The following is a 12,551-nucleotide window of genomic DNA, read 5'->3' on the forward strand; positions in this document are numbered from 1 at the left end:
GCCGCTGGACGCATTCTGAGGGGCATGTATTAATGCGGATAGGTATGAATAGATCAGGTTCAGATGTGGTAAGAATAAGCGGCTCGAACGAACCGCTAAATAACGGGATTAGTTCTTTTTGGTCTCAGCCTTCACCAGAATAATTCGATTAGTCGCGCTTTGGTGGATGAGCAGATTACCGTCACGGGTTGGGCGCATGTGGCGCACGATACCGGCGTAGATGCGCGCGTCTCCCTCTCCAGTGGGAATGGGCCAACTTTGAAAGGTTTGTGCTTTGCGGTCAAAACGAACTAAGGCATCAGGGCGTTTACCTGATTCGTTGTACCAAATAGCATCACCAATGACCGCGATAGCGTAGGGGTGTGAGTTTGGCCCGCTGGGGGATGGCCATTCTTTGACTTCGCCATTGTTAGGGTTGAGTCGACCTAAGCGACCACGCCCTGAATTAACGTACCAGATCATGCCATCATCGGCGATGTCAAGGCGTCTGACGGTGGTGTTTTCATTTGGCAGTGGGTACTCACTGATTGCCATGCTTGTAGGGTCTACTTTGACTAAGCAATTACTACCGTTGCACGCCACCCAAGGTGTGCCCTTGCTATCAATTTTAATGCCGTAAGGGCGAGCGTCTTGGGTGGGCATGGTGACTAATTTGATTTCCCCCGTGCTGGGTATCAAGCGGCCAATCATGTTGCTGTGCTGCAAGGTAAACCACAGTGTACCGTTGTCATCAAAAATAGCGGAGTGGGGGTCTTTCGCACGCGGGTCGGGCATTTTATATTCGGTGATCTCTCCTGTTTGCGGGTTGAGCATACCCAATGTGCCGTTCTTGTTGCCTGTGTACCAAATGTTACCTTCCCTGTCGTGGGTGACGGTGTGTGGCATGGCGTTAGCCGGCAAGGGGTATTCACGCATCTCACCGGTTTGTGGATTTATGCTCCCAATGAGATTCCCCCACTGGCCAGCCCACCAAATCGAACCATCTGGCGCTTCAATTGGGTCTCGGGAACGCTGGCCCAATGTGGGTACCACCCATTCTTCAAATGTAACAGAGGTGTCGCCCTCCACTAGTTGCGGGTTGCGATGTGACGTTGGAGGAAAGTGTTCGGCTAAATAGGCAGTGATTTTTTCGCGGTTGGGATTGCCGCCTAAATTGACCATGGTGGCAATCAAATGCTGCCAACCCGTTTGGTTGTAGTCAGCGCTAGATACAATACGCTCGCTGGTATGACAGGCATTGCAATGGGCTTCAACCAATTCTTTGCCAGATGTATCTGGCAAAGACTGTGCAAACAGAGACCCAGGGCTCAGTAAAGGACTTAGTGCCAGGGTAAAAATGGCTTTCGCTAGATGCTTCATATTTCCTCCTAAATGAAAAATACACAACCACGGCGCCACTAAATCACAATGCCGCGTAGCCAAAACGCGTCGCAATTACTTCACCTTGTAACCACGACGCCACATTCCGTGTCGTCCGACTTGAGCGTACCCCAATGAAGCAGCTATAGATTTGCCTAAGGTCCAGCCTAGTCTAGTTTGTTGGCATTAAGAAAATTTCGCGAACGCAATTTCGCTTATCAGCCTCCACGGCAAATAGCACGGCATCGGCTACATCTGCGGGAGCGAGTTTGTCTGGCTTTTCTTCATCGAAAAATGGTGTATTAACCATGCCCGGGGCAATAGTTGTGCAGCGGCCGCCCCATTCTGCCATTTCTTCTGCTAAATTTTGCCCAAACCCATAGGCAAACCATTTAGTTGCACCGTAAATCGAACCTTTAATGGGACGTCTGCCAGCCGCTGAGCTGGTAATGATAAACTGCCCTACGGACTCCCTTAGGTGGGGTAACGTGAGCTTAGCGGTGTAGAGTAAAGCATTGATGTTAATTTGAATCATGGTATCCCACTCGTCGGGATCGCCTTTCTCTGTGCCAGATGTAGACACACCCATGCCAGCATTGGCAAACGCCACATCCAGTCGACCAAATTTGTTGATTCCTTCTTTTACCACTTTCTCAAGCTCGTGAATCTCGGTGGCATCTGCGGCGACTGCAATAGCATGGTCAGCGCCGAGGTAATCGACTAATTCATCTAACTTTTCTTGTCTTCTAGCGGTCAATACTACTTTGTGGCCATTTTGGACCAATATTTTGGCTGTCATCTCGCCGATACCACTGGATGCGCCGGTAATTAATACGACTTTTTCTTTTGCCATGTTACTTTCTCCTAGTGATGTAAAATTTAATGTTTTTTTCTGTTACTACTAGAGCTGATGGTGTTTTGATCAAATTCAAGCCAGATAGACGAAGTGACTGAATGATGAGATGTAAATAATCGTGTAAGTGGAACTACCTTGGTCTATCGATCAGGAACCAATATAGAGATGCCGTTCTCGCTCGTAAGGATTAGTTTTTATAATCCAATGTGAGTAAAAAATGTGCGTTGTGTAACTCTTTAAATGTCACTAGAATCCGCGAAAATTTAAGTTAAGTCGTTAAATATGAGCGATTTAAAATAATCGAATTAGGTATCAAAAAGGGTGCGTGAAGTGAATACTGCAGAGTTTATTCAAATTCGAAAATTTATCGTTAAATTGGGCATTATGTTGCACAAATACGGTACACCTGCGTTTCGCTTAGAAGCTTACCTAACTGAGCTTGCGACCTATTTGGGGGTTCGCGCATCCTTTATTGCCACGCCCACGGCGTTGACGTTTGTGATTTGGAGCGACAGGCGGGAAGATGAGTACAACCATTCGGTACGTGTACAGCCTGGTGATTACGATATGAATGCGTTATCCCGCACTGATGAGCTGGCGACGCGCCTGCTCGCTGGTGAAGTCGGTTTAGAAGAAGCTGATCACCAACTTGACGTGATCAATGAGATGCCTAGCCCTTATGGCAAGATCTTAACCGGTCTAGGGTTTTGTGCCGCACCGGGCGCATTTGCTATGTTGATGGGGGCTAGCTGGCAAGAGATCCTCTGGACGTCATTGATCGGCTTAGTGGTTTACTTTCTGGTGTTATGGTCACAAATTTCTCGCCGAGTGACGCTAATGTTAGAGCCAGCGGCATCTTTGGCCGCTGGGTTGATTGCTTGTGCGATTAGCTTTTATTTTGATCACGGGATGAACATACCACTGGTGGTGCTCTCGTCCGTGATCATCCTGGTGCCGGGCTTAGCCTTAACCATGGGGCTAGCTGAGTTGTCATCACGTAATTTAGTTTCTGGTACCGCGCGCGTCATGGATGCGGTGATGCAACTATTTAAACTCTACTTTGGGGCATTTCTTGGGATCAGCATCGGCTTTGGATTCTTTGGGCCAAATGAGTCATCAGTTGCTACGTCTTTACCGGAATGGACACGCTGGTTCGCCATATTAATGTTGTGCTTGGGCTTAGTGGTTATCTTCAGAACGCGGTTTAAACATATTCCGTGGACCTTGCTTTCCGGTTTTATTGCGTATGGGGCGACGGTGTGGAGTTCAGCATATTTAGAGCAGGGCTTAAGCACCTTTGTGGGGGCATTTGCTCTTGGTATATACGCTAATTTATTCACCCGAATTGCCCACGCACCAGCGTCATTGGTGAGTATGCAAGGCTTGATTGTTTTAGTGCCAGGGTCGAAAACCTACATAGGTTTGAATTCCTTTGTATCTGGCCAAGACTTCGTGCAAGCAGAGCATATAGGGCAGGAAACCTTCTTAATTTTTATGTCGCTGATTGCAGGTCTCATATTCGCTAACGTCGTCATGCCTACAAAAAAGGCGCTGTAGAATTTATTTATTCTAAGCGCCTAGTGTTGGTTTAAAGATGCCAGCGTTAACTCACTTCCTTTAACCCTTCGTCCGTCTCTGCTAAATATTGTTTCGGATAAAAGCTGTCTGGACTGGCTTCTTTAAGTGCCTGAGCAAACTTGCTCGGTTTTTCTTCATCAAAAAAACTGCCTGTGGTTGGGCTTTGGTATATTTCATCGAAGCGGCGCACTTCAGTTTGACTGACACGCCTGAAAATATGCGAGCGATTAAGATCCTCTGTGTTACGTAAGCCTGCAGACGCAATAATTTCTAATGCCGAATTCACCGTGGCCTTGTGATAACGCGCCACGCGCTCGGCTTTATCTGGCACCACTAAACCTCTAGCTAATTTAGGGTCTTGCGTGGCTATGCCTGTTGGACACTTGTTGGTGTTGCATTCTAATGACTGTACACAGCCTAACGCCACCATCATACCTCTGGCGCTGTTGCACATATCTGCACCTAGGGCGAGGTTTTTGACCAAATGAAAGCCACTGAAAGTTTTACCACTGGCAATAACGCGAATGTCTTTTTTCAAATCGAAGCCAACCAAAATGTCACATACGAATGATAGGGCTTCACGCAATGGCATGCCTACGGAATTTGAGAACTCAAGTGGAGCGGCTCCTGTGCCACCTTCACCGCCATCCACTGTGATGAAATCTGGTTTGATACCGGTTTCAACCATGGCTTTGCACACAGCGACAAATTCGCTGGCCCGGCCAATACACAGTTTAAAGCCCACTGGTTTTCCACCAGATAACTCCCGTAATTGTTTAACGAAGTGCATCATTTCAATAGGTGTTTCAAACGCGCTGTGAGATGGCGGCGAGTCCACTTGCGTGCCGGGCTCAACAAGGCGAATTCTAGCAATTTCATTGGTGTTTTTATCAGCGGGTAATAGGCCGCCATGGCCTGGTTTTGCCCCTTGGCTGAGTTTAATTTCAATCATCTTGATGACATCTTTGTGGGCAATTTTTTGAAATGCTTCAGGAGCAAAATTGCCTTCTTTATCCCGACAACCAAAATAACCGGTACCAATTTGCCATACAATATCACCGCCATTTTCTAGGTGGTAATCACTGACGCTGCCTTCACCCGTGTTGTGGTAAAAGCCGCCTATGGCCGCGCCTTTATTAAGTGCTCGAATGGCGTTATCGCTCAGTGCGCCAAAACTCATGGCGGAGATATTAAAAAAACTGGCTTCGTAAGGCTGGGTGCAATCGGGGCCACCAACGGTAATGCGCGGGGCAGGGCGTTTGCTGTCATGGTGCTTTGCTGCCATTGAGTGGCCTATCCATTCGTAGCCCACGCGCTGGGTATCGATTTTTGTGCCGTAGGGATTGGAGTCCAAACTGCCTTTTGCTCTTTGGTAAATCAATGAGCGGAACATACGGGTAATCGGTGTGCCGTCGGTTTCTGATTCGAAAAAATACTGTCGAACGAAGGGGCGAATGCGCTCCATTATCCAGCGGCCGTGACCCACAACGGGAAAATTACGTAAAATGCTATGCCGTGTTTGATGATAATCGTAATAACCTAATGCCACGATCGGGATCAGCAGTACGAACAGCCAAAGCGCGGGGAGCCACAACAAGCTCAGGAGTAGAACGACCACAGCTGACCAAATTGCAATTTTTATCAGTTTTGTTTCCATTGTTGCTCACTATTGTTTGTTTTTAAGAAAGTCGATACGTATCAGACCCAAAGATTTATCCAATTCGTTCACGTATTTCAGTTAGGTTGTTCAAATATGTTCAGTTAGACCTGTAAAGTCCAATGGGTTGTGTTTCCATATTCTTCAATCAATTGTCTTAATAACGCAGAGAATTAATTATCTGTGTTGATCGACCAATATGGGATTTCCGTCTGGGTCAGTCATCATAAAGCTGCCTGGGCCGACCGTGTTTTCAGTGACTTCGCTCATAAAATCAATGTCTTTGCTTTTCAATGCTTGCTGAATGTTACGCACATCGGTGAAGGTTTCTGTGGGATTGCCGTGAACGTCCCAACCTGGGTTGAACGTCAGCGTGTTTTTTTCGAACATACCTTGAAACAAACCTATGGTTTGACCGCTATTTCTTAGGATTAACCAACCTTTTTTTTGGTCACCTCCTACTGCCGCAAAGCCCAATTTCTCGTAAAAGATTTTGGATAGAGCGATGTCCTTAACGCTTAAGCTAATTGAAAAAGCCCCCAGTTCCATGTTGTTCCCCTTTGTTCTCAATCGCTAGCAAGCACGACTGCCCATTTGCGTAATGACGAGCATGCTTTAAGTACACTAACGCTAGCATTCAAGATCAGTTCACGCAAAGGGCAGTCTTGAGTTGACGAGACTGATGGCTTAATACCAACGCCATTAAATAATTAGCCACTTAGCAATTATTTAACGGAATTGGTATACCCTATATGCTCAGCTAGATAATCCACTAAGGAGCGAATTTTGGGGGATAAATGCCTGTTACGCGGATAAATCGCCCAAATACCTTCTTCGGATTCGCGATAATTATCTAATAAACTGACCAGGGCGCCACTTTCAAGATGTTCTTGCACGTAGTAGTCTGGCAGTTGCACTATGCCCAAGCCTTTGAGCGCAGCGTCCACTAAACTAAACCCACTGTTATACCTTAGCCTGCCTTTCACGCGGATATTTCGCTCTTTGTCGTCGACACGAAAGTGCCAATAATCTAGGGTGCCCAGCAAGCAGCTGTGTTTACTCAGCTCTGATAAAGAGTGCGGGAAGCCGAATTTTGCCAAATAGGCAGGGGAGGCGCACACAGAGTTGGTGCGAGTCCCGAGTTTTCTTGCCATCATGGATGAATCGCTTAATTTTCCGAGGCGAATGGCCAGATCATATCCTTGTTCAACTAAATCGACTTTTTGATTACTTAAATAGGCGGTGACTTCTACCTCTGCGTACTGGAGCATAAAATCATTTACTAACGGCAGTATTTGCTGCTCACCATAGGTCACCGGCGCAGTGAGGCGAATTTTGCCTTGGGGCTTCGATTGTAAATTCGTGATGGCGCGCTCAGCGGCATCGAGTCCGTCAAGTACGCTGCGACAATGCTGGTAGAAGAGTCGCCCCTCGTCAGTTAGTGACACTTTTCGCGTGGTGCGATAAAACAGCTTCACGTTTAATCGCGTTTCCAGCGCGCTGATCTGGCGGCTGACTTGGGCGGTAGAGATAGCTAAGTTTTTTGACGCTTGAGTAAAACTCTCGGCTTCGGCCACATAAACAAATTCGTTGATCCCTTCCCACTGCATCATTGTTACCTGTGAGTAAAAGTAATTTACTAAATAAGCATATTATCATCTGTGAAGAAATAAATATAATGCGTCCCATATTCGCAAACGAGCATAAAACAAAAACCAATGGGCGTTTTGGCAGAAGCTCAAACTCAGCACTAGTGCAGCGAACAAGATCCGTTAACTAACTCTGGTCATGACTGAAATATTTCTGTCAGCGCGGCGCTAATACACTACATAGGGAGCAAAGATGAGTTGGGTATTTCTAATGCTAGGTGTCGTTGCAGAAGCCATGTCACATGTTGCGCTAAAAGAAACCGATGGTTTTACTAAACCTTTACCCAGCGTATTGGTGTTACTGGGGCACGTCGCGGCTTTTATGTTTTTAGGGCAAGCGATGAAAGGCATGCCTATAGGGATTGTACACGCGTTGTGGGCTGGCCTAGCGATTGTCACTGTGACCTTGTTGTCGACGGTGATTTACCGCCAACATTTAGATTTAACCACATGGTTTGGTATGGCATTTGTCGCCGTTGGTGTGGCGATGATCAATTTGTCTCAAGGCCATAGCCATTAAGTACAAGCCCATTTTTACGCCTTCAAGGTGTGGTTTAAATGAACGAAGCGCAGCACCCAAGGCGACTATTTTTACTAACGCAATTTTATTCACGAAAGCGAATTATTTCCGTAAGCAATTTATTAACTCAAAGAGAGGATCACTATGTCAGATCAATTTATAAAATCTAAAGCCGCCATTGCTTGGGGCCCTAAGCAGCCGTTGTCGATTGAGGAAGTTGACGTCATGCTTCCGCGCAAAGGCGAAGTACTGATTAAAGTGATAGCTTCTGGTGTGTGCCACACTGATGCGTTCACTTTGTCTGGTGAAGATCCAGAAGGAATTTTCCCGGTTATTCTGGGCCACGAAGGTGGCGGTATTGTTGAGCAGGTAGGTGAGGGCGTTACCAGCGTGTCGGTTGGCGATCATGTTATTCCTCTTTACACCCCTGAGTGCGGTGAATGTAAATTCTGTTTGTCTGGTAAAACGAACCTTTGTCAAAAAATTCGGGAAACCCAAGGTAAAGGCCTGATGCCTGACGGCACCACGCGTTTTTATAAAGATGGCCAGCCTATCTTCCATTACATGGGGTGTTCAACGTTTTCTGAGTACACAGTGTTGCCTGAAATCTCATTGGCAAAAGTGAACAAAGATGCCCCCTTAGAAGAAGTCTGTTTGCTAGGCTGCGGTGTGACTACAGGCATGGGAGCGGTCATGAACACCGCAAAAGTAGAAGAGGGCGCCACTGTGGCCATCTTCGGTTTGGGTGGCATTGGCTTGTCAGCGGTCATTGGTGCAACCATGGCTAAAGCCAGTCGTATCATTGCTATCGATATCAACGAAAGTAAATTTGAATTAGCCAAGAAATTGGGGGCAACTGATTTTATTAATCCAAAAGATTATGACAAACCCATACAAGACGTGATTGTTGAGCTAACAGATGGGGGCGTTGACTACTCGTTCGAGTGTATCGGCAACGTCAATTTAATGCGCTCTGCACTTGAGTGCTGCCACAAAGGTTGGGGCGAGTCTGTGATCATCGGTGTGGCCGGTGCTGGGCAAGAAATTGCAACCCGCCCATTCCAGTTAGTGACAGGTCGTGTATGGCGCGGCTCTGCATTTGGTGGCGTGAAAGGGCGCTCTGAATTGCCAGATTATGTAGAGCGTTACTTGCAAGGTGAGTTCAAACTGAGCGATTTCATCACTCATACTATGAGCCTTGAAGACATCAACGAATCGTTCGACTTGATGCACAAAGGCGAAAGTATTCGCAGCGTTATTCACTTCTGAGCGAAAGCGACTGCTTGCTCTTGAGCGAGCAGTCATGCATTTTGCGCTTTTAGCAACATCACGTTGCAACAACACGAAATTCTACAAAACAACAAGAGGCTCCTAGCGGAGTGTTAGGCATGCTTATGACAATTGAAAACTTATCCATCAATAAAAGCTTTGGTGGTTGGCACAAACAATATAGTCACCCATCCAAGACTTTAGATTGCACCATGCGCTTTGCGATTTATTTACCGCCGCAAACCGCAAACGGTACTAAGGTGCCGGTTCTGTATTGGTTATCCGGATTGACCTGCACCGATGAAAACTTTATGCAAAAAGCCGGTGCACAGCGTATAGCAGCTCAGCTGGGCATCGCCATTGTGGCACCAGATACCAGCCCTAGGGGTGACGATGTGGCCGATGCTGAAGGGTATGATTTGGGTAAGGGCGCTGGCTTTTACGTGAATGCGACCCAAGCACCTTGGGATCGTCATTATCACATGTATGACTATGTGGTGAATGAATTGCCTCAGCTGATTGAAGCCACATTTCCTGTGTCAGACAAACGCGCCATTGCCGGCCATTCAACGGGCGGTCATGGGGCATTGACTATCGCCATGCGTAACCCCGAACGTTATACATCAATGTCGGCCTTTAGCCCGATCAGTAACCCAGTAAACTGCCCTTGGGGGCAAAAAGCCTTCACCGCATACCTGGGGAGTGACATGGCTAAATGGCGTGAATACGATGCCAGCGAATTAATGCGCAGTGCCACGCAGTTTGTCCCCGCTTTGGTTGACCAAGGCGCATCAGATGACTTCTTAAGTGAGCAGTTAAAGCCAGACGTTTTGCAAAGTGCAGCTAAGGCCAGCGGTTATCCGCTAGCGCTGAATTTGCATGAGGGTTATGACCATAGTTACTACTTTATCAGCAGTTTTATTGAATCACATTTTCGTTTTCACGCAGAGCATTTGGACAAGGCCTAGCCTAAAGCCAATGTTCTGGCAGGCATCCTAGTTGGTTCAATACTCAAGAAGGTGAGCGCTTGCGCTGACCTTACCCCTCACTCGGCCTGTGGCCATTCTTCCTCGGATAAGAGTTGGTTGGTGATTAATTGTGTTCTCAATTCGTTGATGTGTCGTTTCAGTTCATCTCGAATGAGGCGAATAGCGGGGGATATTAACAGGCGACTGGGTAGCACTAACCACATTTGGGTTAACGGAATTTTATATTCGGGCATAAGCCGCTTAAGCTGACCTATGGGGCGATCGCACCGCAGATACTGCCACGGGTATGTTGGTCCGTTTTAACAAAGGGTTTGAGTCTCCGCCGCACATTCACAACATTACTTATCGGGGGATTGTGATCGAAGGCCAAATGCACAATGACGACCCAAAACCTGAAAAAATGTGGATGCCAGCCACACTTTTCATTCGCACCAACAGCAAATATCAAGTGACAGCTCCTGACAGTAAACTGTAAAAGGGGGAAAGATAGGCCTTAGGAACAACGCGAGAATGGCCAATGTAAGTTGGCCACTATTCATTATCACGACTTATTTTTTTGAGTCTAGGTATGCAAGGGATTGGATGACAAATAATTGACCGCATTCGGTGGCCATTTGTCTATTAAAGTCAAAGTGCATACGATAATAACGCTCACTACTGGCGCTCATCACATAACGTAAGTTAGCTGTTATTTTTGATGTCAGAAGATGAGACATGGGAAAATGGTCTTTTAGTAAGACTTCTTATGCCACAAGGCGCTGTTTGGCGGAGGTGTTTGATACCGTGGAACTTTTCATAAAGTGCGGCAAAATATGAGGTTAAAGCGTCAACCTTAGTCTCATCGCTGGTTTTACTTCGCGATATCGGCAGCGTTGTGCACAGCGCTCGGGCCATGCTTATGAATATTCGAACAACATACAAAAGCGAGCAAACTCAATTTTTTGGTTAACGCCTTATCAAACAATAACCAAGGCATTTCGTGCCGTTATTCCCTTATATTCCTCGGTAATCGCTGCTATACAACACATGCTTAATATGGATCTTGTGGCTTAATTTTAATGATGTCAGCGTAGTCTACGATGTTATTTTCTACTTTCCATTCTTCACACATAGCGTTTAATTTACTAACCAATTCTGGCTGTTTATTAGCTAGGTTTTGGGTTTCACCTGGATCGTTCTGTATATCATAGAGCTCGTACGCTATACCGGGCTTGGCTAAGGTCTGTAAATACCAACCTGGCTCGATTAACAACTTCCAGCGGTCTTGATAAATAACACTTTGCTGGCCTTTGTCATTGAAGAATAATGCTTCTGGGGGCGGCATCGACTGGCCTTTTAGGGTTTTAAAAACACTGCGACCATCAGGTTTTCTGGGCGTGGCGCCACGAAATGTTTTTGGGAAACTTGTTTGAGTGATTTCTAAAAGCGTCGGTACGATGTCGCCCACCCACACCACATCATTTGTCATGCTATTAGCTTTAATCACACCAGGCCAACTCGCAATTGCGTGGGTTCTTGCTCCGCCTTCCCATAATAGTGCTTTAACGCCTTTGTAAGGTGTATTCATCAAATCGCCAATATGGGAGGCAGCACCGTTATCTGAAAAATAAAAAATCAGGGTATTATCATATTCACCGCTGCGTTTTAATTCGTGAATAAGTTTTCCCACGTTCTGGTCGAGCTTTTCCATCATGGCACCATGAACCGCTGCTTGTAGACGAAATTTATCTACTTTTTGCTGCTCGGCTTTTGTCCAAGCATCATTGTTGTTGGCCGTGCTAACGTCTTTTGGAAACATGCCTGTGGCCACTAACCCTGAATGACGTTTATCAGCTATTTTTTGCAAGTTTGCGTAGCGTGTTACATATTTTTTCACCAACTCTTCAGGCGCTTGCAAGGGTTTATGAGGCGCCCGATAGGCCACATACATAAAAAAGGGAGTAGATGATTTAGACGCGCTGTTTATCATTTTTACAGCGCGATCTGTCATGCCATCGGTAGCATAAAATGCGTTCCCCGATTTGCCATGACAAGCTCCGTAACGCTGCTTGTTAAATGCATTCTCCGCGTAGCAGTGCATGGTGTATTGGCCATCATATTTTAGGGTTGCCTTTTGGTTACCCTCATAATATTCATGCTTATCTTCGGGGGTAATAAATAGGTTGCCCTGAGCCCCATGAAACACAAAGCTCTGCTGGAACCCACGTTGTGGCGGAAGTCCAAGATAATCCTGCTCCATTTCATTCTGGGTTAGCGTCATGCCCGGATGGGTTTTACGCCAGTATGGGCTCATCTGTTCAGGGTGCTGCTTAATGTAGCTCCCACCTAAATGCCATTTACCTGCCATCATGGTGTGATAACCATTATTGGCGAGCAATTCAGAAATCAGCGGTTGTTCATAGGGCAATCGCGCCCGATGCGCTTTGAAAGGGAGTTCACGCACCCAATCTCCAACCACTCCGCCACCAAAGCCTACATGTGCAGCATCGACGCCGCTTAGCAATGTGGCACGGGTTGGGCTACATCTAGCATTACTGTAGAACGCACTAAATCGCATACCTTCTTGCGCCAATTGGTCGAGGTTCGGGGTGTCAATCTCCCCCCCAAAGCTACCTATATCAGTATACCCAGAGTCATCAGACAGGATTATCACGATATTGGGTCGCTTCTGGGC

10 protein-coding genes and 2 pseudogenes are annotated in these 12,551 nt (G+C 46.6%); 5 read left to right on the forward strand and 7 right to left on the reverse strand.

Annotated features, from left to right (window positions below; genetic code table 11):
- Positions 1-108: 108 nt before the first annotated feature.
- Together AC0VYA_RS06950 and AC0VYA_RS06955 are read right to left on the reverse strand one after the other, a co-directional pair.
- Entirely contained in the window at positions 109-1,359 is a 1,251-nt protein-coding gene (locus AC0VYA_RS06950; protein WP_475490508.1) for a Vgb family protein, read from the reverse strand.
- A 172-nt stretch (positions 1,360-1,531) separates the two neighbouring features.
- Entirely contained in the window at positions 1,532-2,212 is a 681-nt protein-coding gene (locus AC0VYA_RS06955; protein ID WP_475490509.1) for an SDR family oxidoreductase, read from the reverse strand.
- 333 nt (positions 2,213-2,545) lie between these two features.
- Here AC0VYA_RS06955 and AC0VYA_RS06960 point away from each other — a divergent pair, with 333 nt between their 5' ends.
- Positions 2,546-3,772: a threonine/serine exporter family protein gene (locus tag AC0VYA_RS06960; RefSeq protein ID WP_475490510.1), complete on the forward strand. Its 1,227-nt coding sequence runs from the start codon at positions 2,546-2,548 to the stop codon at positions 3,770-3,772.
- 46 nt (positions 3,773-3,818) lie between these two features.
- Here AC0VYA_RS06960 and AC0VYA_RS06965 read toward each other — a convergent pair whose 3' ends face one another.
- The 3 genes from AC0VYA_RS06965 to AC0VYA_RS06975 form a co-directional block, all read right to left on the reverse strand.
- Positions 3,819-5,450 carry an FMN-binding glutamate synthase family protein gene (locus AC0VYA_RS06965; RefSeq protein ID WP_011574273.1) on the reverse strand — a complete coding sequence of 544 codons (1,632 nt, stop codon included), beginning with the start codon at positions 5,448-5,450 and terminating at the stop codon, positions 3,819-3,821.
- A 177-nt stretch (positions 5,451-5,627) separates the two neighbouring features.
- The gene (locus AC0VYA_RS06970; protein ID WP_011574274.1) at positions 5,628-5,999 is read right to left on the reverse strand and encodes a VOC family protein; all 372 of its coding nucleotides are present in this window, start codon (positions 5,997-5,999) and stop codon (positions 5,628-5,630) included.
- Positions 6,000-6,175: 176 nt separating this feature from the next.
- Positions 6,176-7,060 (reverse strand): LysR substrate-binding domain-containing protein, encoded by an 885-nt coding sequence (locus AC0VYA_RS06975; RefSeq protein ID WP_041713494.1) that lies wholly within the window; start codon positions 7,058-7,060, stop codon positions 6,176-6,178.
- A gap of 232 nt (positions 7,061-7,292) precedes the next feature.
- Here AC0VYA_RS06975 and AC0VYA_RS06980 point away from each other — a divergent pair, with 232 nt between their 5' ends.
- The 3 genes from AC0VYA_RS06980 to fghA all read left to right on the forward strand — a co-directional run bounded on the left by AC0VYA_RS06980 (position 7,293) and on the right by fghA (position 9,856).
- Positions 7,293-7,619 carry an SMR family transporter gene (locus tag AC0VYA_RS06980; RefSeq protein WP_473479485.1) on the forward strand — a complete coding sequence of 109 codons (327 nt, stop codon included), beginning with the start codon at positions 7,293-7,295 and terminating at the stop codon, positions 7,617-7,619.
- 144 nt (positions 7,620-7,763) lie between these two features.
- On the forward strand, positions 7,764-8,888 hold the full coding sequence (locus AC0VYA_RS06985) for an S-(hydroxymethyl)glutathione dehydrogenase/class III alcohol dehydrogenase (protein ID WP_475490511.1): 1,125 nt from the start codon (positions 7,764-7,766) through the stop codon (positions 8,886-8,888).
- A 125-nt stretch (positions 8,889-9,013) separates the two neighbouring features.
- A complete protein-coding gene (gene fghA / locus AC0VYA_RS06990) occupies positions 9,014-9,856 on the forward strand; it encodes an S-formylglutathione hydrolase (protein WP_475490512.1) in 843 nt (280 codons plus the stop codon).
- Positions 9,857-9,933: 77 nt separating this feature from the next.
- Here fghA and AC0VYA_RS06995 read toward each other — a convergent pair.
- Positions 9,934-10,128: pseudogene (locus AC0VYA_RS06995) on the reverse strand (LysR family transcriptional regulator); the annotation flags it as partial.
- On the opposite strand from AC0VYA_RS06995, the pseudogene AC0VYA_RS07000 reads away from it, so the two are divergent.
- Positions 10,122-10,301 (forward strand): annotated as a pseudogene (locus tag AC0VYA_RS07000) (DUF4437 domain-containing protein); the annotation flags it as partial. The pseudogenes AC0VYA_RS06995 and AC0VYA_RS07000 sit on opposite strands and share 7 nt — an antisense overlap.
- 606 nt (positions 10,302-10,907) lie before the next feature.
- Here the strand turns inward: AC0VYA_RS07000 and AC0VYA_RS07005 are convergent.
- Entirely contained in the window at positions 10,908-12,530 is a 1,623-nt protein-coding gene (locus AC0VYA_RS07005) for a sulfatase-like hydrolase/transferase (protein ID WP_475490513.1), read from the reverse strand.
- Positions 12,531-12,551 lie beyond the last annotated feature (21 nt).

It is taken from the genome of Paraglaciecola sp. QJM3NY_14 (genome assembly GCF_056173245.1).

What these genes read in the sequence shown, in the direction of transcription:
- AC0VYA_RS06950 (WP_475490508.1), bottom strand. Translation starts at nt 1,359, where the DNA reads ATGAAGCATCTAGCGAAAGCCATTTTTACCCTGGCACTAAGTCCTTTA.
- AC0VYA_RS06955 (WP_475490509.1), bottom strand. Translation starts at nt 2,212, where the DNA reads ATGGCAAAAGAAAAAGTCGTATTAATTACCGGCGCATCCAGTGGTATC.
- AC0VYA_RS06965 (WP_011574273.1), bottom strand. Translation starts at nt 5,450, where the DNA reads ATGGAAACAAAACTGATAAAAATTGCAATTTGGTCAGCTGTGGTCGTT.
- AC0VYA_RS06970 (WP_011574274.1), bottom strand. Translation starts at nt 5,999, where the DNA reads ATGGAACTGGGGGCTTTTTCAATTAGCTTAAGCGTTAAGGACATCGCT.
- AC0VYA_RS06975 (WP_041713494.1), bottom strand. Translation starts at nt 7,060, where the DNA reads ATGCAGTGGGAAGGGATCAACGAATTTGTTTATGTGGCCGAAGCCGAG.
- AC0VYA_RS06980 (WP_473479485.1), top strand. Translation starts at nt 7,293, where the DNA reads ATGAGTTGGGTATTTCTAATGCTAGGTGTCGTTGCAGAAGCCATGTCA.
- AC0VYA_RS06985 (WP_475490511.1), top strand. Translation starts at nt 7,764, where the DNA reads ATGTCAGATCAATTTATAAAATCTAAAGCCGCCATTGCTTGGGGCCCT.
- fghA (WP_475490512.1), top strand. Translation starts at nt 9,014, where the DNA reads ATGACAATTGAAAACTTATCCATCAATAAAAGCTTTGGTGGTTGGCAC.